General features: G+C 27.7%; 23 protein-coding genes. 19 read left to right on the top strand and 4 right to left on the bottom strand.

What is annotated here, in order from left to right; translation table 11 throughout:
- The first annotated feature begins 83 nt into the window (after nucleotides 1-83).
- From I2A66_RS10595 to I2A66_RS10575, 5 genes are all read left to right on the top strand, one after another.
- On the top strand, nucleotides 84-2,312 hold the full coding sequence (locus tag I2A66_RS10595; protein ID WP_195251592.1) for a DUF3553 domain-containing protein: 2,229 nt from the start codon (nucleotides 84-86) through the stop codon (nucleotides 2,310-2,312).
- Between the two features lie 16 nt (nucleotides 2,313-2,328).
- Nucleotides 2,329-3,627 (top strand): M18 family aminopeptidase, encoded by a 1,299-nt coding sequence (locus tag I2A66_RS10590; RefSeq protein ID WP_147516350.1) that lies wholly within the window; start codon nucleotides 2,329-2,331, stop codon nucleotides 3,625-3,627.
- A gap of 18 nt (nucleotides 3,628-3,645) precedes the next feature.
- Nucleotides 3,646-4,392, top strand: a complete 747-nt coding sequence (locus tag I2A66_RS10585; RefSeq protein WP_147516351.1) for a patatin-like phospholipase family protein — start codon at nucleotides 3,646-3,648, stop codon at nucleotides 4,390-4,392.
- 136 nt (nucleotides 4,393-4,528) lie between these two features.
- A complete protein-coding gene (locus I2A66_RS10580) occupies nucleotides 4,529-5,137 on the top strand; it encodes an AAA family ATPase (protein ID WP_122639369.1) in 609 nt (202 codons plus the stop codon).
- A 177-nt stretch (nucleotides 5,138-5,314) separates the two neighbouring features.
- A complete protein-coding gene (locus I2A66_RS10575) occupies nucleotides 5,315-5,839 on the top strand; it encodes a peptidylprolyl isomerase (protein ID WP_122639368.1) in 525 nt (174 codons plus the stop codon).
- A 213-nt stretch (nucleotides 5,840-6,052) separates the two neighbouring features.
- On the opposite strand, the gene I2A66_RS10570 is transcribed toward I2A66_RS10575, so the two are convergent.
- Nucleotides 6,053-7,648, bottom strand: coding sequence for a putative manganese-dependent inorganic diphosphatase (locus I2A66_RS10570; protein ID WP_147516352.1), 1,596 nt, complete (start codon nucleotides 7,646-7,648; stop codon nucleotides 6,053-6,055).
- A gap of 111 nt (nucleotides 7,649-7,759) precedes the next feature.
- Here I2A66_RS10570 and I2A66_RS10565 point away from each other — a divergent pair, with 111 nt between their 5' ends.
- Together I2A66_RS10565 and adhE are read left to right on the top strand one after the other, a co-directional pair.
- Entirely contained in the window at nucleotides 7,760-8,353 is a 594-nt protein-coding gene (locus I2A66_RS10565; protein ID WP_195251584.1) for a DUF4230 domain-containing protein, read from the top strand.
- Nucleotides 8,354-8,698: 345 nt separating this feature from the next.
- Nucleotides 8,699-11,320, top strand: a complete 2,622-nt coding sequence (gene adhE / locus I2A66_RS10560) for a bifunctional acetaldehyde-CoA/alcohol dehydrogenase (protein WP_147516354.1) — start codon at nucleotides 8,699-8,701, stop codon at nucleotides 11,318-11,320.
- Between the two features lie 112 nt (nucleotides 11,321-11,432).
- On the opposite strand, the gene I2A66_RS10555 is transcribed toward adhE, so the two are convergent.
- Nucleotides 11,433-11,768 (bottom strand): hypothetical protein, encoded by a 336-nt coding sequence (locus I2A66_RS10555; protein ID WP_147516355.1) that lies wholly within the window; start codon nucleotides 11,766-11,768, stop codon nucleotides 11,433-11,435.
- A gap of 261 nt (nucleotides 11,769-12,029) precedes the next feature.
- Entirely contained in the window at nucleotides 12,030-12,281 is a 252-nt protein-coding gene (locus I2A66_RS10550; RefSeq protein WP_122639363.1) for a hypothetical protein, read from the bottom strand.
- 86 nt (nucleotides 12,282-12,367) lie between these two features.
- On the opposite strand from I2A66_RS10550, the gene I2A66_RS10545 reads away from it, so the two are divergent.
- From I2A66_RS10545 to I2A66_RS10515, 7 genes are all read left to right on the top strand, one after another.
- Nucleotides 12,368-13,099: a YkgJ family cysteine cluster protein gene (locus I2A66_RS10545; RefSeq protein WP_147516356.1), complete on the top strand. Its 732-nt coding sequence runs from the start codon at nucleotides 12,368-12,370 to the stop codon at nucleotides 13,097-13,099.
- 11 nt (nucleotides 13,100-13,110) lie between these two features.
- A complete protein-coding gene (locus tag I2A66_RS10540; RefSeq protein WP_147516357.1) occupies nucleotides 13,111-14,037 on the top strand; it encodes an MBL fold metallo-hydrolase in 927 nt (308 codons plus the stop codon).
- Nucleotides 14,038-14,073: 36 nt separating this feature from the next.
- Nucleotides 14,074-14,871, top strand: a complete 798-nt coding sequence (locus tag I2A66_RS10535) for a GTP pyrophosphokinase (RefSeq protein WP_122639360.1) — start codon at nucleotides 14,074-14,076, stop codon at nucleotides 14,869-14,871.
- A gap of 74 nt (nucleotides 14,872-14,945) precedes the next feature.
- Nucleotides 14,946-15,638 carry a metallophosphoesterase gene (locus tag I2A66_RS10530; protein ID WP_122639359.1) on the top strand — a complete coding sequence of 231 codons (693 nt, stop codon included), beginning with the start codon at nucleotides 14,946-14,948 and terminating at the stop codon, nucleotides 15,636-15,638.
- A gap of 73 nt (nucleotides 15,639-15,711) precedes the next feature.
- Nucleotides 15,712-16,518 (top strand): hypothetical protein, encoded by an 807-nt coding sequence (locus I2A66_RS10525; RefSeq protein WP_122639358.1) that lies wholly within the window; start codon nucleotides 15,712-15,714, stop codon nucleotides 16,516-16,518.
- Nucleotides 16,519-16,660: 142 nt separating this feature from the next.
- Nucleotides 16,661-17,221 carry a 5' nucleotidase, NT5C type gene (locus I2A66_RS10520; protein WP_122639357.1) on the top strand — a complete coding sequence of 187 codons (561 nt, stop codon included), beginning with the start codon at nucleotides 16,661-16,663 and terminating at the stop codon, nucleotides 17,219-17,221.
- Nucleotides 17,222-17,246: 25 nt separating this feature from the next.
- Nucleotides 17,247-17,732 (top strand): hypothetical protein, encoded by a 486-nt coding sequence (locus I2A66_RS10515; protein WP_122639356.1) that lies wholly within the window; start codon nucleotides 17,247-17,249, stop codon nucleotides 17,730-17,732.
- Nucleotides 17,733-17,793: 61 nt separating this feature from the next.
- Here the strand turns inward: I2A66_RS10515 and fba are convergent, their stop codons facing one another.
- Nucleotides 17,794-18,657 (bottom strand): class II fructose-1,6-bisphosphate aldolase, encoded by an 864-nt coding sequence (fba, locus tag I2A66_RS10510; RefSeq protein WP_122639355.1) that lies wholly within the window; start codon nucleotides 18,655-18,657, stop codon nucleotides 17,794-17,796.
- 219 nt (nucleotides 18,658-18,876) lie between these two features.
- Between fba and I2A66_RS10505 the strand changes: the two genes are divergently transcribed.
- From I2A66_RS10505 to trpS, 5 genes are all read left to right on the top strand, one after another.
- Nucleotides 18,877-19,599, top strand: a complete 723-nt coding sequence (locus tag I2A66_RS10505; protein WP_122639354.1) for a pseudouridine synthase — start codon at nucleotides 18,877-18,879, stop codon at nucleotides 19,597-19,599.
- Between the two features lie 32 nt (nucleotides 19,600-19,631).
- The gene (rlmD, locus tag I2A66_RS10500; RefSeq protein WP_122639353.1) at nucleotides 19,632-20,990 is read left to right on the top strand and encodes a 23S rRNA (uracil(1939)-C(5))-methyltransferase RlmD; all 1,359 of its coding nucleotides are present in this window, start codon (nucleotides 19,632-19,634) and stop codon (nucleotides 20,988-20,990) included.
- A gap of 127 nt (nucleotides 20,991-21,117) precedes the next feature.
- On the top strand, nucleotides 21,118-22,035 hold the full coding sequence (locus I2A66_RS10495) for an AEC family transporter (RefSeq protein ID WP_195251582.1): 918 nt from the start codon (nucleotides 21,118-21,120) through the stop codon (nucleotides 22,033-22,035).
- 87 nt (nucleotides 22,036-22,122) lie between these two features.
- Nucleotides 22,123-22,917 carry an HAD family hydrolase gene (locus I2A66_RS10490; protein WP_147516358.1) on the top strand — a complete coding sequence of 265 codons (795 nt, stop codon included), beginning with the start codon at nucleotides 22,123-22,125 and terminating at the stop codon, nucleotides 22,915-22,917.
- Between the two features lie 91 nt (nucleotides 22,918-23,008).
- Nucleotides 23,009-24,025: a tryptophan--tRNA ligase gene (gene trpS / locus I2A66_RS10485; RefSeq protein WP_195251580.1), complete on the top strand. Its 1,017-nt coding sequence runs from the start codon at nucleotides 23,009-23,011 to the stop codon at nucleotides 24,023-24,025.
- Nucleotides 24,026-24,047 lie beyond the last annotated feature (22 nt).

The raw sequence follows: 24,047 nt of genomic DNA, 5'->3' as shown, positions 1-24,047 counted from the left end.
AATATGCTATCTTACTTAAAATTTGAATAAACTATGGTTTTCGATTAAAATATATTTATAACTTTACAAATAGGAGGAATAAAATGAATTTAGATACATTAAATCCTGCCCAAAGAGAAGCTGTTGAGAAAACAGAAGGACCTGTTCTTATACTAGCAGGTGCGGGTTCGGGTAAAACAAGAGTTTTAACAACGAGGATTGCACATTTAATGGAAGATAAGAATGTTCAAGCCGCGAATATATTAGCTATAACATTTACAAATAAAGCTGCAACAGAGATGAGGGAAAGGGTAGAAGAAACTATTACAGATCTTGATACAAAAGATATGTGGATTACGACTTTCCACTCTTGTTGTGTACGTATACTTAGAAAAGGAATAAATAGAATAGGATACAATAGAAGTTTTGTAATATATGATAGTGCGGATCAAGTTACATTAATAAAAGACTGTTTAAAAGAATTAAACTTAAGTGATAAGGTATTTGAACCTAAGTCAGTTATAAGTACTATATCAGGAGCTAAAGATAAGCTATATAGCCCAGCTAAATTTAAAGAGTTATATAGAGATGATGCAAGAAATTCAAAAATAGCAGATATATATGCATTATATCAAGATCGTTTAAAAAGAAATAGTGCATTAGACTTTGATGATTTAATATATAAAACTGTTGAGTTATTTAGGGAAGACCCAGAAACATTAGAGTTTTATAGAAGTAGGTTTAAATATATAATGGTTGATGAGTATCAAGATACAAGTAAGGCTCAATATGAATTAATAAAAATGTTAGCAAGACAGCATCAAAACATATGTGTTGTTGGAGATGATGACCAAAGTATATATGGTTGGAGAGGTGCTGACATAAGGAATATACTTGAATTTGAAAAAGATTATGATGATGTTCATGTGGTAAAATTAGAGCAAAACTATAGATCAACGCAAATAATTTTAGATGCTGCAAATACCGTTATATCTAATAACATAGAAAGAAAAAGAAAAAAACTTTGGAGTGAACAAAAAGACGGAGAATTAATAAAGATACAACTTGCGTCTGATGAAATTGATGAAGCTGAATTTATAGCAGATACTATATCAAGATTAAAAAGAAGAGATAGAAGGAACTATCGTGACTTTGCCGTTCTTTATAGGGCAAATGCTCAGGCACGTCCAGTTGAAGATGCTTTAAATAGAAGTCAAATACCATATAATATTTATGGTGGAACTAAATTCTATGAGAGAAAAGAAATAAAAGACTTAATTGCATACTTAAGAGTTATACAAAATCCACAAGATGATATATCCTTAAAAAGAATAATAAATGTACCTAGAAGAGGTATAGGTCTTAGAACTATAGAAAAAATAGAAGATAGAGCTAGTTTAAAGCAAGAAAGTTTATATTCTGTACTTATAGATATAGATACTAATTCAGATATATCAACAAAAGCTAGAGCTAGTATAAGTGGATTTGTTGATTTAATGGGTACTTTAAGAACAATAAAAGAGGTATATCCAGTAAGTAAGCTAATAGAAAAGGTATTAGATACTTCAGGATATATAGATGAGTTGCAAAAAGATAGTAAAAAAGAAGAGGCAGAAGATAGAATAGAAAACTTAAAAGAATTTATATCAGTAGCATTAGAATTTGAACAAAATAGTGAGGAAAAAGATTTAGAAACATTCTTAACAACAGTTGCTCTTACTTCAGAATCTAGTGAAGATGAAAAAAATGATAAAGTTTCCTTAATGACTATACATACATCAAAAGGGCTTGAGTTTCCAGTTGTATTCTTAACAGGAATGGAGGAAAAACTATTCCCAATATCTAGAGCAATAACTTCTATGAGAGATTCTGATATCGAAGAAGAAAGAAGACTTTGTTATGTTGGTATAACTAGAGCAAAAGAAGAGTTATATATGACATTAACACAAAAAAGAACTTTATATGGTAAAACTAATCCATCAGTAGCATCTAGATTCATGGAAGAATTACCAAAAGAATGTATAGAAAGGCTTAACCAATCAGATAACGAATTAACTTATTCTAAAGCAAATTATAATATATTAGATAAATATACTAAAAAGTATATGAATAATATACAAAAATCATCCATTGCTAAGAAAGTAAATGCTACAGTTAAGGATACTGGAAAAGAAACTAATATAGACGATATTAAACCAGGATCAAAAGTACACCATCCTAAATTTGGGGTAGGAACAGTAGTTATGATGAAAGGTACTGATGTTACAATAGCATTTGATAATCAAGGTTTAAAAACAATAAATAAAGAATATACAACATTAGATTTATTATAAATTTAGGAGGGGTATTGTGAATACTAAAGAATTTGCTAAAGATTTAATAGATTATATATATAAAAGCCCAAACTCTTTTTATGCAGTAGATACATCTAAAAAACTTTTAGATGAAAATGGATTTAATGAGATTAAATTAAATGAAAAGTGGGATTTAGAAGTTGGTGGAAAGTACTATATAACAAAAAATTCTTCTGCACTAATAGCTTTTAAAATTAATACTAAAGACATAGAAAAAGAAGGATTTAAAATTATAGGTTCTCATTCTGATTCACCTTCATTTAGAATAAAGCCTAATTTTGAAATGAAAGCAGAAAATACTTACTTAAAACTAAATACAGAATGCTATGGAGGTCCCATTTTAAGTACATGGCTAGATAGGCCTTTATCAATAGCTGGTAGAGTTGTAATAAAGGGTGAAAATATATTAAAACCAATAGAAAGACTTATAAATATAAATAAACCAATTTGTATAATTCCTAATGTAGCAATACACTTAAATAGAAGTGTGAATGAGGGATACAAATATAATAAGCAAAAAGATATGTTACCTTTAATTGGATTGATAAATAACACATTAGAAAATAATAACTTATTAATTAAAGAAATAGCTAATGCGTTAAATATAGAAAAGAGTGAAATATTAGATTTCGATTTATTTTTATATGAATATGAAAAAGGATGCTTAATGGGTATAAATGAAGAATTTATATCGACAGGAAGATTGGACAACTTATCAATGGCTCATGCAAGTTTACATGCTCTTATAAATGCAAATGGAAAGAAAGGTATAAACTTAATTTCTATATTTGATAATGAAGAGATTGGTAGTTCAACTAAACAAGGTGCAGACTCTAATATGTTATTAAATACATTAGAAAGAATTTGTATATCATTAGGAAAAGATAGAGAAGAATTTTTTACATCAATGTACTCATCATTTATGATATCTGCAGATTTGGCTCATGGAGTCCATCCTAATATGGCTGAAAAGCATGATCCAACTAATAGACCAGTCCTTGGAAGAGGTCCTGTAATAAAAATAAATGCAAATCAGTCATATACAAGTGATGCTTATTCATCATCAATATATAAATGTATATGTAAAGAAGCAAATGTAGACTATCAAGAATTTGTAAATAGATCAGATGAAAGAGGAGGAAGTACAATAGGTCCTATATCATCTACTCATATAGATATACCATCTGTAGATATAGGAAGCCCAATACTTGCTATGCACTCAATAAGAGAATTAGGTAGTGTAAAAGACCATTATGATATATATAAAACATTTAATACATTTTTTGAAGTATAAAGAAAAGGAGTATTAACTATGAGAATAGGATTATGCCTTCCTGGAGGAGGAGCTAAGGGATCTTATCAAGCAGGAGTGATAAAAGCATTAAATGATAAAGGGATTAACAATTTTGCATCTATATCTGGAACATCCATAGGATCAATAAATGGATACTTTGTATTCACAGACAATGTTGAAAACTTAGAAGATATGTGGATAAATATTGAGGAAAATTCAGAAAATAAAGTTAAAATTATAAATAATACTGTGGATAATTCTGAAATTATAAATGCTTTAGAAAAGCTTGATAATAAATATAATAAAGATACTAAGTTTTTTGTAAATTATGTACATATAAGCAATAAAAATATAGAAGAAATAGTAACAGATGTATCTAATTTAGATAAGAAGGAATGTTTGAATGCTATAAAGTATAGCTCACTTTTACCATTTAACCCAAAAGGTATGTTACCATTAAAAGAACAATTTATTAAAGATTTAAATGAAGGTTTATATGAAAATGAAAAGCTAGATGGAGGATTAGTTAGAAATACTCTTGTAGAGCCTTTGATAGATGAAGATATGGACAAAATAATAATTATATCAACTAGACATGATTATAAACTGCCAGAAAATATAAAATCTAAAATAGATGAAGATAAAATAATAATAGTTAGACCAAATAGTGTACTTACAAGCAAAGATACACTTAGATTTAATAAAGAATTCTGTGAAAGTATGTACAAAGAGGGATATGAAATAGGTAAGTTACTAAATTTATAAAAGTAATCAAATAATATGAACAATTATATGTTAATTAATAGAATTGTATCAAATGTATTGAATAAAATTTGAAAAATTAGTATAATATAAAAGTTCTTCAAAAATGACAAAAACAGACATGGAGTTGATATAAATTATGGCAACTAAAAGAATCGCCGTTTTAGGTGGTCCAAGATGTGGGAAAACAACATTAATACAACATTTATATGTTGAAATGAAAATAGCTGGATTAAATGCAGGATATGCTTTAGAATACTCAACTGAATACTTAAAAGATAAGGGTATGATAGAGACTATATCTGAACAATATGGAATATATTTAGGGCAAAAAAAATTAGAAGATGAATTATCAAGCTTTGATTATGCTCTTACAGATTATGCAACTTTTGTACCTTACATATATGGAAGATTTATGTTAGGAAATAAAGAAAGAACTAAAAAAGAAATAGAAATATTAAAAGATTTATATTCTCTTGCATTAGAAGATATTCAAAACTATGATATGATAGTTTATGTACCAAGAGAATTTGGATATGTTCAAGACGGTGTTAGATGGCAAGCAGAGGATATAGCTTTACAGATAGATGATGCTATATTACAATTCTTAAAATCTGAAAATATAAACTTCATAGAAGTTAAAGGGTCTACAAAAGATAGAGCTAAGCAAATATTAGAATTATTAAAAATAGACTACAAAGAAACACCACAATTAAACAAAGAAGATAAGAATACTAAAACAAAATAAGTTTTGTTTTTATTATATAAAATAGTGTTAAGTTTATTCTTAACACTATTTTTAGTTTTAAGAATTAATTAGATTTAGAATTTTATTTTTATATGGCGAATATTGGCTTTATTTTTTATTATGTTAGTATATAATATATATGATATACATAATTCAATTTGGAAGGAGAATAACAAAATGGAAAATAAAAACCCAATAGTAACTATAGAAATGGAAAATGGAAAGAAGATAGTAGCAGAGTTATACCCAAATATAGCTCCAAATACTGTTAAAAACTTCGTAAGTTTAATAGAAAAAGGATATTACAACGGAGTTGGATTCCACAGAGTAATACCAGGATTTATGATACAAGGTGGATGCCCAAATGGAAATGGAATGGGTGGACCAGGATACTCTATAAAAGGAGAATTCACAAACAATGGATTCACTAATAACTTAAAGCATGAAAGAGGAGTATTATCAATGGCTAGAACAATGAATCCTAACTCAGCAGGTTCTCAGTTCTTTATAATGCATCAAACATCTCCACATTTAGATAGAGAATATGCATCTTTTGGTAGAGTTATAGAAGGATTAGATGTAGTAGATGAAATAGCTAATACAAGAACAGATAGAATGGACAAGCCAAAAGAAGCTCAAACAATGAAGAATGTTACAGTAGAAACATTTGGAGTGGATTATTCAGACGTAGAAAAAATGTAGTTTAAAAAAGTTTTAAATATAGTGATTTTTATCTTTACAATATGTCGAATTTTGTATAGAATAGTAAAGTGATAAATCCAAAAACGCATTTAAACAAAAAGAAATATTAATGTTAAACCAGTTAATTGATTACACCATCATAGTGAATCAAGCAAATAAAACGTATTTTATAAAAAAAGATGAACTCTTAGAGTTCATCTTTTTTATTTTATATTACATATTTCTAACTGCAGTAGTTAAGTTTGGTACTAATTGTTTTTTTCTTGAAACTACACCTGGTGCAAATACACCTTGAGCACCAGCAACATTAAACGCTTCAGAAATTAACTTATCTTCAGCTTTGTATATAAGATAAGAACCTTCTTGTATTATATCAGTTATAGCAAGAATTAGCATATCATATTCAGTAGAGTTTATATAAGATAAGAATTGATCTTGCTTAGCGAATATAGAGTCTATATCTAAAGTAAATACTTGACCTATACCAACTCTCTTACCACTCATATTAAATTCTTTAAAGTCCATATTTACGATTTCTTCTATGCTGAATTCGTCTAAAGAAGTTCCGAATTTGAACATTTCCATTCCATAGCTTTCCATATCAACACCAGCTATTTTACTTAATTCATTAGCAGCTTCTTTGTCTAATTTAGTAGTTGTAGGAGATTTAAATATTAAAGTATCTGATAATATAGCAGATAATAATAATCCAGCAATATGTTTAGGTACTTCAACATTGTGTTCTTTAAACATCTTGTAGATTATAGTACAAGTACATCCAACAGGCATAACTCTTATTGATAAAGGTACATCAGTAGATATTCCACCTATCTTATGATGATCAACTATTTCAACTAGGTTAGCTTGTTCTATACCATCAGCACTTTGAGCAACCTCATTGTGGTCAACTAATACTACATTTTTCTTAGTTGGATTTAAAAGGTGCTCTCTAGAAACTAATCCTAAGAAGTTATTATTATCATCAACTACAGGGTAAGATCTAAAGTCTGTGTTTAGCATAGTTTCTTTAACATCATCCGCATAATCACTTTCATTGAAAACAACTAAATTTTCTTTAGTTATTATATCTGCTAAGTAATTACATTGATTTATAATGTTTGATGTTTTATATGTATCAGCTTCAACTGATATTATAGAAACACCATTTTGTTTAGCAAGAGCTAATAATTCTTCGCTTATAGTAGTCCCGCCAGTAACAACTAAAAGTTTAACTTTAGTATCTATCGCATACTCTATCATATCGTATCTATTTCCAACTATACCGATATCACCTTCACATAATAAGTCCATCACTGTATCCATGTTGAATGATAAAGTAACAACTCTTCCTGTTACTTCTTCGTTACAATTTATAAGGACTGAACCATTAAGGTTCTTGCATATATTTGATATAGAAGTGTGTATAGTATTGAAATGTTGATGAAGAAGGCTTTCAGCTATTTCTTTCATAGTTATTATTCCTTCAAACTTACCACATTCAGATACTACAGGTAAAGTCTTAACACCTTTATCACTCATAAGAGAATATGCTTCTAAAACTGAAGCTGATGGAGTTAAAGCTTCAACTTTATCATAGCTTAAGTCCTTAACTTGTATTTTTACGTTATCTAATATTTTAGGAGCATCTACTTTAAAATAATTTAAAGCAAATTGAGCTTCTTTTCTTGGCTCTCCTAAAGCGCATGCTACTGCGTTTTCACCTAATTGATTTTTTAGGTATGTTAATGAAATTGATGAGCATATTGAATCTGTATCTGGATTCTTGTGCCCGAAAACTAATAATGTCATTTTAAAACTCCTTTCATAAAAAAGTGAATATAATTAACTAAAATCATTTTGATAATAGGTTAAGACTAAGTTTAATTCCTAAATATTATACCAAAAGGAGGCAGATATTTGTTGATAAAAAGGAAAAAAATTAATAAAGTACTTGTATTATTACCCATTTTAATACTCATAATAACGTTAGATTTTACTATTAAAACATTTATAAATGAAAATAATGAATATGAAGATAATACAAAAGTATTATCTACGATAAGTCAAGTTTTAGATTTAAATACTGTAAAGTATACTTATAGTAATATTGTAGCAGTAAAAAAGGATAAAAGTATAAATGATATAAAAATACCTTTTACTGAGCAATCTTTTATTATTAAGTATGAAGGAATAATAAATGGAGGAATCAAACCAGAAGATATACATATAGTAGAGAATACAGGTAAAAAAATAAAAATAGAAGTAGAACAGTGTAGAATACTAGATCATTACATTGATGATGAAAAGTTATATGTTTATGATGTAAAGAATTCTATATTTAATAAATTAGATACTAATGAAATTTTATCAGATATTAGTAAGTATAAGGACGAATATGAAGAAAAAATAATTGAAGAAGGTTTTATAGATGAAATAAAAGTAAGTACAAAGACCAGCTTATCAAATTTATTAAAAAATATAGGATACGAAGAAATTATAATTACATTTAAATAGATTCTATATGAAAAAGTTTATTAAGATATAAGTATTTATAATTATCTTAATAAACTTTTTGCTTTATAAAAACAAAGAATGTATAAAATTTAACAAATGAAAAAATTAGTAAAATTGTATACAATATGCTGAATATATTAAAAAAGTATGAAAAAAATTATAGTTAAAGTATTGAAAAATAGACATTTTTTAATAGGATAAAAATAAAAACGTTTTCTTAGAAACTTGTTGAAAAAAATTTAACAAAATCTATTGACACTTAAATTAAGATAAAGTATCATAAATTACATAATAAGTTTGTTAAATAACTAACGTAATTTAAATAAATTTTATGGGGGTATAAATATGAGCAAAGAGTCAAGAAAGCTAAAAGTAGTGGATAATGAATGTAGTGTTGAAAATATGATAAATGAATTAGTTGAAAAAGCAGAAAAAGCAAAACAAGCAATGCTAAGCTTAGATCAAGAAGCAATAGATAATATAGTTAGAGAAATGTCTATGGCAGGTCTTGATAAGCACATAGAGCTTGCTCAAATGGCAGTGGAAGAAACTAAAAGGGGTATCTTCGAAGATAAAGTAACTAAGAACATGTTTGCTACAGAATATATATATAATAGTATAAAATACAACAAAACTGTTGGTGTTATAGAAAAGAACGAAGAAGAAGGGTATATGTTAATAGCTGAACCTATAGGTGTTGTTGCAGGGGTAACACCAGTTACTAACCCAACTTCTACAACAATGTTTAAATCAATAATATCAATGAAAGGTAGAAATCCAATAATATTCAGTTTCCATCCATCAGCTCAAAAATGTTCTTCAGAAGCTGCAAGAATATTAAGAGATGCAGCTATAAAAGCAGGTGCTCCTAAAGACTGTATACAATGGATAGAAAAACCATCAATAGAAGCTACTAATTTACTAATGAAGCACGATGGAGTATCAATGATACTTGCAACTGGTGGACCAGGAATGGTTAAATCAGCTTACTCTTCAGGAAAGCCAGCTCTAGGGGTTGGAGCCGGTAATGTTCCTTGCTACATAAATAAAACTGCAGATATAAAACAAGCAGTAAATGATTTAATATTATCAAAAACTTTCGATAATGGAATGATATGTGCTTCTGAGCAAGCAGTTATAATAGATGAAGAAATATACAATGAAGTAACTGATTTAATGAAATATTATGGATGTTACTTTGTAAATAAAGAAGAAAAAGAAAAATTACAAAATTTAGTAATAGACAATAATACTTGTTCATTAAATCCAAATATAGTTGGACAAAGTCCATATACTATAGGACAAATGGCTGGAATAAATGTTCCAAAAGATGCAAAAATGATAGTTGCAGAACTTGAAAAAGTAGGAATGGAAGATCCTTTATCAAAAGAAAAATTAAGTCCAGTACTTGCTTGCTTCAAGGTTAAAAATGCACAAGAAGGTATACAAAAATGTGTAGAGATGACTGAGTTTGGCGGATTAGGACATTCAGCTGTAATACACTGTAATGACGACGATGTGATTTTAGAATTTGGTCAAAAAGTAAGAACAGGTAGATTACTTGTAAATGCACCATCAACTCATGGAGCAATAGGTGATATATACAACGTTAATACACCATCATTAACATTAGGATGTGGATCAATGGGGAATAATTCAACAACAGAAAACGTATCAGCAACTAACTTAATAAATGTTAAAAAAGTTGCAATGAGAAAAGTAAATATGCAATGGTTCAAGGTACCAGAAAGAATATACCATGAATTTGGTTCTATAAGCTACTTAGAAAAATTACCAAATGCTAACAGAGTAATGATAGTAACTGATAGAGTCATGGTTCAATTAGGAAATGTAGATAAGATAACTAATCAATTAAGAAAAAGAAGAAATCCTGTTATGATAGATGTATTCTGTGACGTAGAGCCAGATCCATCTGTAGAAACAGTATTAAATGGTGCAGAAGCTATGAGAAAATTCAAGCCTGACACTATAATAGCTCTTGGTGGAGGTTCAGCAATGGATGCTGCTAAAGCTATGTGGTTATTCTATGAAAATCCAGAAGCAAACTTTGATGATTTAAGATTAAAGTTTGCTGATATAAGAAAGAGAGTATTTAAGTTCCCTAAATTAGGAAGACAGGCTCAATTAGTAGCTATACCAACTACTTCAGGAACTGGTTCAGAAGTTACTTCTTTTGCAGTTGTTACAGATAAAGTAAATAATATGAAATATCCTTTAGCTGACTATGAGTTAACTCCAGACGTGGCTATAATAGACCCAACTTTAGTTATGACAGTACCAGCAGGTGTTACAGCAGATACAGGAGTTGATGTTTTAACTCATGCTATAGAAGCGTATGTTTCAATAATGGCAACTGATTATACAGATGCATTAGCATTAAAAGCAATACAGTTAGTATTCGATTACTTACCAAAAGCTTATAAAAATGGAAACGATAAAGAAGCAAGAGAGAAAATGCATAATGCATCTTGTATGGCAGGTATGGCATTTACAAATGCTTTCTTAGGAATAAATCATTCATTAGCTCATAAGTTAGGTGGAGAATTCCATATACCACATGGGAGAGCAAATGCTATATTATTACCACATGTTATAAAGTACAACGCTACTAAACCTTCTAAATTCGTTGCGTTCCCTAAATATAAGGAGTTCGTAGCTGATAAGAAATATGCTGAAATAGCTAGATTCTTAGGATTAAAAGCTAATACTGTAGAAGAAGGTGTTCAAAGCTTAATAGATGAAGTAAACAACTTATTAGTTGAATTAAATATACCAAAAACAATAAAAGAGTGTGGAGTATTAGAAGAACAATTCCTATCAAAAGTAGATAAATTATCTTTAGATGCTTTTGATGATCAGTGTACTCCTGCTAACCCAAGATTACCACTAGTTGAAGAGTTAAAGGGAATATACTTAACAGCTTTCGGACAATCAAAAGAAAATTAATCCTTACAAACTACAAATGTAATTTATAGAATATTCATAATAATTATTGGCTAGTTAGATTAAATGATTTATTATCTAATTAACAATAAAAATAAGGGGCCTTAAAGGCTCCTTATTTTTTTGTTCTTGTTATTAAAACTTTTTCTTTATTATTTTTTATATTAAAAATATAGTCTTTATAATCAAATTCAAAGTTTGCAAATGCAGAGAATAAATCTATATCTCTCATAAAATGTACAGTCATTAAATGGCTTTTTTTATTTATTCTTAATATTAATGATCTTACAAAGGGAAATTGAATTCTACCATTAAAAAAATCATTTTCACTACACTCTAAGTCTAAACTACGATAATTTACGTCTATAAATATATCTACATCATCGTTCTCTTCTCTTATTATTCTATATTCAAAATCTATATCTAGTTTTAATAATCCTATTTCTATCATATATGCCACCTCTTATTTTTAATATAATGTCTTAATCTAAATTATTAATAATTATAACTTATATGCTTATATTTAACTATATAAAATAAAAAAGAGCTTTCATTGGGGGAATGAAAGCTCAAAATTGGGGGAGATTGAGTTAAATATTTAATTTTCATTAATATTATGGACCCAATCAAAAATTAATATACATAAAAATAAAAAATTTATTTTTAATTTTTATCCCAATTTAAATAATGAAATGTATTTAAATAAATAAACTTATCTTTTAGGGTTTATAAACTTAGCTCCTAAATATTTCTTTATATCTTCATCTGAAGAAAAATCATCTATAAGTATTTCTCTACCGCTATCTTCTAAAATAACTAAAACCTCACAGTCACCTTTTAAGAAGGCTTTTTGAACTGTTTCAGCTCTAACTTCTCTTTTTTTAGTTATGCCTTTTTTAGTTTTTTCATAATCTTTAACGAAATAGCTATCCATCATGTTTATTATTTTTGTATATCTAGTCATGAAATTACCTCCTACGATTAATCATATAAAATGTGTTATAATAATTGTTTGTATTAACCTAATAATTATAACAAGGAGTAATAACAATGACTAGTATAAAAAAAGTAGATATTTTTAAATGTATAGATTTTGCTAATGAAAATAAATTATTTGATAAATTAAATAATATTTATAGTAGCTTACCAAGTGGAGATTGTACTGGATGTGGTAAGTGTTGTATGGAATCAGTGGGAATTAACTTAACAGAGTTTTTAAATATATATAATTACTTAAAAGATAAAGAAATATTAAGAAAGAACTCATTAGATAGAATAATCGAGTATTATTTCTTAGAGTATTCAAATAAGAGATGTTGTACTTTTAGGGATGAAAATAATAGATGTTTAATTTATGAAGTTAGACCACTAAATTGTAGACTATTTGGACACTGGAAAAAGGATGATTATAACAAGAATTTAGATAACGTAACTAAAAGAAATCAAGAGTATAGAGATTTTATGAAATCAGAACATGGATTTGATATAAGTGATGAGGTAGTAAACTTTAAAATAAAATATTGCGAAGATTTTAAGCCTGATAAAGACTATTTAGATAAGTCTGATAGGCTAAGTTTTTCTGATGAAATAATGACTTTAGATTCTAGATTTTTTGCAAATGAGATTATAGATATAGAGTTTAGAGATAGAGGAATAGTAGAGTACTTTATAGAATCTCTATTAAGTCAAAATGTAGCTTATAATATAAAAGTGAAGATTTCTAAAGATGAAAGGATTAGGTGTAGAACAATAAAAAGACTTAAGAAAATTTTAATAAGATAAGTGGTGAATATATGAGTTTAATAAATATAAGGGGCAATACTTATTATATTAAAGGTGGAACTAATAGTGGATTGTATTTATTTACAGATAACACAGCTATTATTATAGACCCAGGCTTACCAGGATTAAGACCAAGAAAAATTATTAAAGAGTTAAAAGAAAATAACATAGAAATAAGTTATATAATAAATACTCATGAGCATGATGACCACTATGGAGCATGTAAAGAATATAAACTAGAAAACAAAAATATAAAGATACTATCATCTAAGTATGCGAAACTATATATAGAGAATCCAGAGCTATTTTCAAAGTATATAATCGGAGGGAAATCTAATAAGTTTCTTGATGAATTTTTTAAAAGAAGTAATCAAAGTAGCTTATATATAGATGAAGAGTTAACTTTGGGCAATGTTATTATAAATAAAGAAGTTTTTAAAATTATAGAATTTAAAGGTCATACACCTGGAAGTATAGGTGTTATGACTAAGGATAAGGTATTGTTTGTAGGTGATTTATTAGTAAGTGAAGATATGCTTAATAAATATGATTTTTTATTTGTTTTTGATATTAAAGATTATATAGAAAGTTTAAATAAATTAAAAACTATAAACTTTGAATATATGGTGCTAGGACATGGAAAAAATATAATAAACAAAGATGATAGTTATAAGTTAATAGAAAAACATGAGAATGCTATAAATAATTACATTAACCAAATTAAAGAGGATTTAAAAGAGCCTATGGGAATAGAAGCCCTATTAAAAAATATAATTGTAAGAAACGATTTACATTGCAACTATAAGGAGTTTTATTTTTATAAAAGCTCACTAGTATCAATAATAAGCTATTTATGTGATTTAGATGAAGTAAGTTATACAATACAGGGTGGGGAACTGCTTTATTATATCCAAAAAAATCAAATTATGATAAAATAAGTATGACTGTAAAAATAGAAATAAAGGGTGAGCAAGATGGAATATGAAAGATGGGATGAAGTATTGGCTCCTTATGAACATGCGGTAGAAGAACTAAAAGTTAAATTTAAAAATATAAGAAAAGAATTTTTAACTAAGGGAGAATATTCCCCAATTGAATTTGTTACAGGAAGAACTAAGAAAATAGCCTCAATTATATCGAAGGCTAAAAGACTTGATATAGATGATATAGAAGGTACTATGGAAGATATAGCTGGTATAAGAATAATGTGCCAGTTTGTTGAAGATATATATACTATAGTAAACTTAATTAAAAATAGAAGTGATATGAGCATTGTGTATGAAAAAGATTATATAAAGAATTTTAAAGATAGCGGGTATAGAAGTTATCACGTTATAATAAAGTACCCAATAAATTCAATAGCTGGTTCAAAAGAGATTTTATGTGAGATACAAATTAGGACTTTAGCAATGAACTTTTGGGCTACTATAGAGCATTCTTTAAAGTATAAATATGAGCATTATATACCAGAAGATCTAGCAGTAAGATTGAGAAGAGCAGCAGATGCTGCGTTCTTATTAGATCAAGAAATGAGTGAAATAAGAGAAGATATAATGAAGGCTCAAGTAATGTATCAAGTGAAAACTGTAACAGTTAGGGATATACTCAATAAAATTCAAGAGTTATACAACCTAGGAGATACTCATAAGGCAATAATTTATCAAAGAAGATTAGACAAAATTGATAACGAAGAAGATATAACAGAGATAATTAGATTAAAAAGAGAAATAGATGATTTATTAGAAGTGTATAAAGACACTAGAAAGAAATAAAGGGGGAGCCGTCTCAAATAATTTTGGGGTGGCTCTTTTGATTAAATTTAGGACACAAAAGAGAGGAATTAAGTATGAGTTTATATGCAATAGGAGACTTACATTTTTCAACATCTGTAAATAAGCCGATGAATATATTTGGAGGTAACTGGAATAATCATGAAGAGAAAATAATAGAAAGCTGGAAAAGTAAAGTAAAGAAAGAAGATACAGTTCTTGTATTAGGAGATACCTCTTGGGGGATAAATTTATCAGAGGCTAAATCTGATTTAGATATAATAAGTGAACTTGAAGGTAATAAGATTTTTATAAAGGGAAATCATGATTATTGGTGGACTACAGTTACAAATCTAAATAAGTTATATGATAATTGCAAATTCTTACAAACTAACTTTTACGAGTATGAAGACTATGCTATATGTGGTGGTAGAGGGTGGATTTGCCCAAATGATGTAAAATTTGATAGTAAAGATGAACAGATATATAAAAGAGAAGAAAATCGTATAAGAATATCTTTAGAATCAGCTAGAAAAAAAGGATATGAAAAGATAATAGTCATAACTCATTATCCACCTACTAATGATAAATTAGAAGAGTCAATATTTACAAAGCTGTATGAAGAATATAATGTAGAAAAAGTTATATATGGTCATCTACATGGAAGAGAATCTTTTAAGATGGGACTTAAAGGAATTCGAAATGGAGTAGAGTATATATTAGCTTCTTGTGACTATTTAAATTTTAATTTAGTTAAAATATTAGATTAATAAGTAAATTAAATGTAAATAATATAAAAATGGGGGGAAATATTAATTTTATTTATAAAGGAGAATTTAGTAAATGAGATGGATATTAGTATTCATATTTTTATATGTTATACCCCTAATAATATTATTTAGAAATTATAAAAACTTAAAACGCTCATGTATATATGGAAGTATATATGTTGTACTGGTTACAACTATAGCAATTAGTAATGTATATATGAGTGGACTTAGTAAAATAGAGGAATCTTTGTATTATAAAAATTCTGATATTGATCAAAGATATAAAGAAAAATATGAATCAAACTTTGATAATAGCATGAAAAATAATATTGCAAGGGAAGAAAATAAAGAAAAAGAAAATAAAGATAAATCAGTATCTAAAATTGAAGATGAGAAAATCAATATGGAGACTGAAAAGGATGAATCTGTTATAAAAAATAATAAAGTAACTGATTTAGAAAAGTTAGATGAATTTAAAAAAGATATTTATGATATAGAAAGGGTAGCATTAATTCCTATGAGGGAATGTATTCCATATACTAAAGACATAGCTAAAAGTCTTAGTAAAATATCACAAATTAAAGATGATATTTTATATGCACAGGAAATGTGTAGAGATGTAATCGATATATATGAAAGTATGGATATACCAAGTTTATCTAAGGGTGAATATGAATTAGTTCTTAGTAATGCAAGGGATGATGTAAAAAAAGCATATGAGCTAAGAGAAAAAGCTATGGAAAATGCAGTTAAACTTTTAGAAACAAAAAATCCTAAATATATAGGTAAAATAACGGAGTATTTAAAACTATCAGATAATCATATATCTAGCTTTAAAGAAAAAGTAACAGACTTAAAAGAAGAAATAAATGAAGAATAAGTATAAAATATTAAAAAGCTTGCCTTATTAGGCAAGCTTTTTGGTATTATATACATATACTTAGATTATAGATTTTAATTTATAATTGAAGTTGTACTATAATTTAAAACTATTAATTTAGAAGATATTAGTGGAGGGGTTTATGAAAAAATTAAACATATGTGTTGATATAGATGGGACAATAACTAGTCCTTACCATTTCCTACCGTATTTAAATGATATGTATAATAAGAACTTAACTGAAAAAGAATGTACAACTCTTGACTGGAAAGAGTTATACGGAGATGACATGGAAGACTTATTAGGTAAATTTCATAATGAATATATGCATGCTTATGAAGAAGCAGAAGTTATTGAAGGTGCAAATGAGGTTATAGCTGAATTATGTGCAACAAATAACCTATATTTCGTTACAGCAAGGAGCTCAGATTTGACTGATATTACAACTAACTGGCTAAAACAAAAAGGTTTTTCAGACATAGAGGTATATTTACTAGGTAGCGATTATAAAATAGAAAAAGCAAGAGAATTAGGTTGTCATATATTTATAGAAGATAACCCTTGGAATGCTATTCAAATAGCTAATGCAGGAATAGACGTTATCTTAATAGATACAAACTACAATAAAGACATTGATCACAATAGAATAACTAGAGTAAGTAATTGGAGTCAGATAAAAGATTTAATACAAAGTAACTACTAACACTTATTATGGGGGAGGCGATTTAATGATAGAGTTAAAATTAAAAAACAGAAAAGGAAATTTTCGAGCGAATAGCAATGAAGTAAAGGATATTTTAAATTTGCGCCCAGATTTTGAATATGTACAAGATATATCAAATAGTATAAAACAAAATAATATGATGGCATTTGATTGTAAATTATCAGAAGATATATTTTCTATGGAAGAGATAGAAGAGTTGTTAGATGAAATGGGAGAAAATATAGATGAATCTTACTTCGATGTTATTTTTGATGATATAAGAGTTTATTTAAAGGATGCAACAGATGAAATTGAAGCTGAGTTACAAGATAAATATTTAGTGGATAATATAAGATGTTTCTTTGATGTTTATAATATTGATCAAGAATTTACAGACTTTAAGTTTGTATTTTTAGTAAGCTTTGAAGATATAAAGATATCATCACTTACGAACTTAGCAAAAATAGTATCTAAAAGACAGTTAGTAGGAGCATCTAAATTTTATAGCTAGTAAATGTAAAAGGGAATGTTTAAAACATTCCCTTTTACATTTATAATATATAGTTTAAGAATTATGCTTTATTTATTGAACCGAATAATTCCATTTTTTCTTTAACACATGCTTTTATAGCTTCAAATCCTGGAGCTAATAATTTACGAGGGTCAAATCCCTTACCTTCTAAATCTTTTCCAGATTCTATGTATTTACGAGTAGCATCAGCAAATACTAATTGACACTCTGTATTAACATTTATTTTAGAAACCCCTAATGATATAGCTTTTTTTATCATATCTTCAGGTATACCAGTACCACCATGTAATACTAATGGCATTTCACCTGTAGCTTCGTTTATAGCAGCAAGAGCATCGAAGTTTAACCCTGCCCAGTTTTCTGGATATTTACCATGTATATTACCTATACCAGCAGCTAACATATCAACACCTAATTCAGCTATTTGCTTACATTCAGCAGGATCTGCTATTTCACCAGCACCAACAACACCATCTTCTTCTCCACCTATAGAACCAACTTCTGCTTCTACAGATATACCTTTAGAATTTGCTATTGATATTATTTCTTTTGTTTTAGATATATTTTCTTCTATAGAGTAGTGAGAACCATCAAACATAACAGAAGAGAATCCTGCTTCTATTGTTTTTAATGCTCCTTCATAGCTACCATGGTCTAAGTGAAGAGCAACTGGAACTGTTATGTTTAATTCTTCTAACATTCCATTTACCATTCCAACTATAGTTTTATAACCACCCATGTATTTTCCAGCACCTTCAGATACACCTAATATAACTGGTGAATTGTTTTCTTGAGCTGTTAATAATATTGCCTTAGTCCATTCTAAGTTGTTTATGTTGAATTGACCTACAGCATATTTCCCTTCTCTTGCTTTATTTAACATTTCTTTAGCAGAAACTAACATAGTTAAACCTCCATAAAACGATATTTATAAAATTTACCCATCTTCTATATTATAACTTTAAAATAAAAAAAGGTATATAGTAAATTGTAATAACTTTAAAATAAAAGTATAATAATATCTATAAATTAGTATGAGAAGAAATTTTTATTATAACTACCGTAAATGATGGTTATATTGTTAAATGAGGTCAAAATTTTTACTTAAGGAAAGGTAATATAAATGGCAAAAAAATTACGTATTGATAAAGTACTTTCAAATATAGGTTGTGGAAGTAGAGCGGAGATAAAAAAGTATTGCAAGCAAGGTATCATAGTAGTTAATGGAAAAACTGTATCTAATCCAGGATTACAAGTAGATACAGAAAAAGATGAAATATTATTTAATGGAGAAAAAGTTACATATAGAGAATTCATATATCTAATGATGAATAAGCCAGATGGATATATAAGTGCAACTTTTGATAAAAGAGATCCTATAGTACTAGATTTAATAGATTCTTCATACTTGGTATTTGAACCATTTCCAGTTGGTAGATTAGATAAAGATACTGAAGGATTATTAGTACTTACTAATGACGGTCAATTATCTCATAGAGTTTTATCTCCTAAAAAGCATGTACCAAAAACTTATTATGCTAAAATAGATGGAGTAGTTACTGATGAAGATATAAGGGCATTTGAAAAAGGTGTTATTTTAGATGATGGGTATGAGACTATGCCTTCACAATTAAAAATATTGAAAAGTGATGAAGAGTCAGAAATAGAATTAACTATACATGAAGGAAAATTCCACCAGGTAAAAAGAATGTTTGAGAGTGTAGGTAAAAAAGTAGTATACTTAAAAAGACTTTCTATGGGAAAATTAAAATTAGATGAAAGTTTAGCTTTAGGAGAGTATAGAGAGTTAACTGAGGAAGAAATAAAACTAATAGAAGAAAGATAGTTTTAAATATATAATTTAGCGGAGGAAATACAGTGAAAAGAAGAGACATAATTGAATTTGAAGTAGATAAAATGGAGTTTGGCGGAACTACTGTTAGTATGCTAGATAAGAGAGAAATCCACATGAAGGGCGGAATAAGTGGACAAAAAGTTAAAGCGGTAGTAAAAAAGGCTAGAAGTAAAAAAGCAGAAGTTAAGATGATAGAAGTATTAGAAAAATCACCAATAGAAACAGCAACTACTTGTAAACATTTTGGAGAATGTGGAGGGTGCTCTATATTATCTGTTCCATATGAAAAGCAACTTGAAATAAAAGAAAGACAAGTTATGGACTTATTTTTAAGTCAAGATATATTTGGATTCCAATTTTTAGGGATAGAGGGTAGCCCTCAAAATAGGCTTTATAGAAATAAAATGGAGTACACTTTTGGAGATGAAATGAAAGATGGACCACTTACATTAGGTCTTCATAAAAAAGGTAGACACATAGATATATTAACTGTTGATGGATGTTTACTAGTAGATAAGGATTTTATAAAAGTATTAACTTCAACTGTTAAATATTTTGATGAAAAAAAATTGCCATATTACAGATGTATGAGCCATAAAGGATACCTTAGAAATCTTGTTGTGAGAAAAGGTATAAACACTAATGAATTAATGGTTAATATAGTTACTTCATCTCAAGAAGATTTTGATATGACTGAATATAAAGAAATGTTATTAAATCTTGATACAGATGCAGAAATAGTAAGTATATTGCATACTATAAATGATGGGCTTGCTGATGCAGTTCAATGTGATGAATTACGAGTATTACATGGTAGAGATTATATCAATGAAGAACTATTAGGACTTAAATTTACAATATCTCCATTCTCATTCTTCCAGACAAATACTAAAGGAGCTGAAAAACTTTATACAATAGCTAGAGAGTTTGTAGGTGATCATGAAAATAAAGTAGTATTTGACTTATATAGTGGTACAGGAACAATAGGACAAGTTATGGCTGGTGCAGCTAAAAAAGTTTACGGAATCGAATTAATAGAGGAAGCAGTTGTTGCAGCTAATAATAATGCTAAATTAAATGGATTAGATAATTGTGAATTTGTAGCAGGTGATGTTGCTAAGACTGTTAAAAACTTTAAAGTTAAGCCTGATTTAATAATAGTTGATCCACCAAGACCAGGTGTTCATAAAGATGCTATAAGGGATATATCAGGATTTGGTGCGAAAGAAATAGTTTATATTTCATGTAATCCAAAGACTTTAGTTTTAGACTTAGTTGAATTTAAAAAGTTTGGATATGATGTAGAAAAAGTTAAGTGTATGGATATGTTCCCAAATACTCCTCATGTTGAAACTATAGTTAAGTTAAAAAAAGTACAATAAAAATACACTAATATGATCAAAAATGGCTAAACAGATTCTGTTTAGCCATTTTTATTTTTAAGAAATAAGAGTATAATATTAAGCTAGATTATAAAAAATGTTAATTTTGGGAGGATAATATATATTTATGGATTTTAGTGGATTGATTAATTTGCAAATTATGATGTTTTTACTAGTTGTAATTGGTATAGTATTAAAAAAGAAAGATGTTATTACGGAAGAAGGAAAAAATGTTATTACTGATATTGTTATAAATGTTATCTTACCATGTAATGTTATAAATTCTTTTTATGTTGAATTTTCAAAAGATATATTGATAAATGGAATAACTATTCTATTAGTATCTTGTTTACTTCAATTTGTATGCACATTTCTAAGCTCTACATTATTTCAAAAGGTTAATAAGGAAAGACGTACAGTACTTCAATATGCAACTGTTTGTTCTAACGCAGGATTCTTAGGTAATCCTGTAGCAGAAGGAATTTATGGATCGATGGGACTTTTATACGCATCTATTTACTTAATACCTCAAAGAATTGTAATGTGGTCTGCAGGACTTTCTTATTTTACTGAATCCTCTAGTAAAAAAGACTTAATAAAAAAAGTAGTAACTCATCCATGTATAGTAGCAGTTGGAATAGGGCTTATTATTATGATATTTCAAATTAAATTACCGATATTTTTAAGTGATACTATTAAAAGTATTAGCGGGTGTACAACATCAATATCCATGATTTTAATAGGTTCAATACTTGCAGATGTTGATATAAAAGATATGTCATCAAAGCTTATGTGGGCATTTTCTTTATTAAGATTAATTATAATCCCCCTTATAGTTTTAGTTGGATGTAAAATAACTAATATACAATCTTTAATAACGGGAGTAGCAGTTGTTTTAGCTGGTATGCCTGCTGGAAGTACAACTGCAATTTTAGCATCTAAATATGGTGGAGATGCAGAGTTTGCAAGTAAATGTGTCGTTTTAACAACAATACTTTCAATGCTTGCAATACCTATGTGGTGTATAGTATTATCTTTTGTATAGATATTTAAAGCAAGTAATTTTTATGGTTATATTATAATATATAGGTAGAGTATTTTATGAATTAGACCACAAGGGGGAAATATATTTATGATAAAATTAGTAGCAGCAGATATGGATGGAACTTTGTTAAATAGTAAAAAAGAATTATCACCAAATTTATTTGAAACAATAAATAAATTAAAGGAAAAGAATGTTAAATTTGCAATAGCAAGTGGTAGACAATATTATAATTTATTAAAAATATTTGAAGAGATAAAAAATGATTTAATATTTATAAGTGATAATGGTTCGATAGTATTTGAAGGTGAAGAGAGTATATTTATTAGTGAGATAGATGAAGAAAACTTAATTGAACCAATTCAATTAATAAGAAAAATGGATAATGTATATCCTATATTATGTGGGGAAAAATCAGCATATGTTGAAAATGATGATACAGAATTTTTATATAATGCAAAAATGTATTATGAACATTTGGAAATAGTAGAGAATATATTAGAAGTAATAAATAAAGATAGAATATGTAAAATAGCAGTTTATGATGGAAATGGAGCCGAAAAAAATAGCTATCCTAAATTAAAAAAATTTAGTGATAAATTACTTGTTTGCTTATCAGGTGAGAATTGGGTAGATTTTATGAATCTTGATATAAACAAAGGCCAAGCAATAAAAAGACTTCAAGAGATTTATTCTATATCATATGATGAATGCATGGCATTTGGAGATTATTTAAATGATTATGAAATGATGCAAGAATGTAAACATAGTTATGCAATGGCAAATGCTCATCCAAAGTTAAAGGAAGTTTGTAGTTATGAGGCAAAGTCTAATGATGAAGATGGGGTAGTAGAAGCATTAAATAATTATCTAACAAACTATTAAGAATTAAATCTTTAGACAAATTAGTTGGCAATTAGAAACTCTGTCCTATATAGGATGGAGTTTTTTTATAAATTTATAAGGAGATGTAAATATGAATAAAGAGGTTATATTAACAGGGGATAGACCTACAGGAAAATTACATTTAGGACACTACACAGGTTCATTAAAAAATAGAGTTGAGCTTCAAAATACAGATAAATATGAAATGTTTATAATGATAGCAGACCAACAAGCGTTAACTGATAATGCAAGAAATCCAGAGAAAATAAGAAATAACTTATTAGAAGTTTTATTAGATTACTTATCAGTTGGTGTAGATCCAAGTAAATCAAATATATTTATACAATCTCAAATACCTGAACTTAATGAGTTAACAATGCACTATTTAAATTTAGTTACAGTATCTAGACTTGAAAGAAACCCAACTATAAAATATGAAATTAAACAAAGAAATTTTCAAGCGAGTATACCAGCAGGATTTCTTATATATCCAGTAAGTCAAGCAGCAGATATAACTGCATTTAAAGCTAGTATAGTTCCAGTTGGAGAAGATCAAGAGCCTATGATAGAGCAAACAAGGGAATTAGTTAGAAGTTTTAACTCTATATATGGGGAGATTCTTATAGAACCAAAAGGTATATATCCTAAGGGAAATGCAGCTAGAATGCCAGGGATTGATGGAAAATCTAAAATGAGTAAATCATTAGGTAATGCTATATACTTAAGTGATGATCCAGATACTATAAATAGCAAGGTTATGAATATGTACACGGACCCAAATCATATAAGGATTGAAGATCCAGGAAACATTAAAAATAATACAGTATTCACATATTTAGACATATTCTGTAAAGATGGAATATATCTAGAAGAATTAAAAGAAAATTATACAAGGGGTGGATTAGGTGATATAAAGGTAAAAAAATATCTAAATGAAGTACTACAATCACATTTAGAGCCAATTAGGAATAGAAGAAAAGAATATGAAAAGGATAGAGACTATTTATATGAAATTTTAAAAGAAGGAAGTAATGTTGCAAGGAATGTAGCAACATATACTTTAAAAGAAGTCAGAGATGCTATAGGAGTAAATTACTTTAATATGTAATATATTAAAATTTAACAGAATC

This window comes from Romboutsia sp. 1001713B170207_170306_H8, assembly GCF_015550495.1.
In the GTDB taxonomy this organism is placed as follows: Bacteria; Bacillota; Clostridia; order Peptostreptococcales; family Peptostreptococcaceae; genus Romboutsia_E.
The sequence above is the reverse complement of the archived record's forward strand: the minus strand, read 5'-3'. Positions and strand labels throughout refer to the sequence as shown.

What these genes read in the sequence shown, in the direction of transcription:
- I2A66_RS10515 (WP_122639356.1), top strand. Translation starts at nt 17,247, where the DNA reads ATGATAGAGTTAAAATTAAAAAACAGAAAAGGAAATTTTCGAGCGAAT.
- I2A66_RS10495 (WP_195251582.1), top strand. Translation starts at nt 21,118, where the DNA reads ATGGATTTTAGTGGATTGATTAATTTGCAAATTATGATGTTTTTACTA.
- I2A66_RS10490 (WP_147516358.1), top strand. Translation starts at nt 22,123, where the DNA reads ATGATAAAATTAGTAGCAGCAGATATGGATGGAACTTTGTTAAATAGT.
- trpS (WP_195251580.1), top strand. Translation starts at nt 23,009, where the DNA reads ATGAATAAAGAGGTTATATTAACAGGGGATAGACCTACAGGAAAATTA.
- fba (WP_122639355.1), bottom strand. Translation starts at nt 18,657, where the DNA reads ATGTTAGTTTCTGCTAAAGAAATGTTAAATAAAGCAAGAGAAGGGAAA.
- I2A66_RS10550 (WP_122639363.1), bottom strand. Translation starts at nt 12,281, where the DNA reads ATGACTAGATATACAAAAATAATAAACATGATGGATAGCTATTTCGTT.
- I2A66_RS10555 (WP_147516355.1), bottom strand. Translation starts at nt 11,768, where the DNA reads ATGATAGAAATAGGATTATTAAAACTAGATATAGATTTTGAATATAGA.
- I2A66_RS10540 (WP_147516357.1), top strand. Translation starts at nt 13,111, where the DNA reads ATGAGTTTAATAAATATAAGGGGCAATACTTATTATATTAAAGGTGGA.
- I2A66_RS10505 (WP_122639354.1), top strand. Translation starts at nt 18,877, where the DNA reads ATGGCAAAAAAATTACGTATTGATAAAGTACTTTCAAATATAGGTTGT.
- I2A66_RS10595 (WP_195251592.1), top strand. Translation starts at nt 84, where the DNA reads ATGAATTTAGATACATTAAATCCTGCCCAAAGAGAAGCTGTTGAGAAA.
- I2A66_RS10535 (WP_122639360.1), top strand. Translation starts at nt 14,074, where the DNA reads ATGGAATATGAAAGATGGGATGAAGTATTGGCTCCTTATGAACATGCG.
- I2A66_RS10525 (WP_122639358.1), top strand. Translation starts at nt 15,712, where the DNA reads ATGAGATGGATATTAGTATTCATATTTTTATATGTTATACCCCTAATA.
- adhE (WP_147516354.1), top strand. Translation starts at nt 8,699, where the DNA reads ATGAGCAAAGAGTCAAGAAAGCTAAAAGTAGTGGATAATGAATGTAGT.
- I2A66_RS10570 (WP_147516352.1), bottom strand. Translation starts at nt 7,648, where the DNA reads ATGACATTATTAGTTTTCGGGCACAAGAATCCAGATACAGATTCAATA.
- I2A66_RS10530 (WP_122639359.1), top strand. Translation starts at nt 14,946, where the DNA reads ATGAGTTTATATGCAATAGGAGACTTACATTTTTCAACATCTGTAAAT.
- I2A66_RS10585 (WP_147516351.1), top strand. Translation starts at nt 3,646, where the DNA reads ATGAGAATAGGATTATGCCTTCCTGGAGGAGGAGCTAAGGGATCTTAT.
- I2A66_RS10575 (WP_122639368.1), top strand. Translation starts at nt 5,315, where the DNA reads ATGGAAAATAAAAACCCAATAGTAACTATAGAAATGGAAAATGGAAAG.
- I2A66_RS10545 (WP_147516356.1), top strand. Translation starts at nt 12,368, where the DNA reads ATGACTAGTATAAAAAAAGTAGATATTTTTAAATGTATAGATTTTGCT.
- I2A66_RS10520 (WP_122639357.1), top strand. Translation starts at nt 16,661, where the DNA reads ATGAAAAAATTAAACATATGTGTTGATATAGATGGGACAATAACTAGT.
- I2A66_RS10580 (WP_122639369.1), top strand. Translation starts at nt 4,529, where the DNA reads ATGGCAACTAAAAGAATCGCCGTTTTAGGTGGTCCAAGATGTGGGAAA.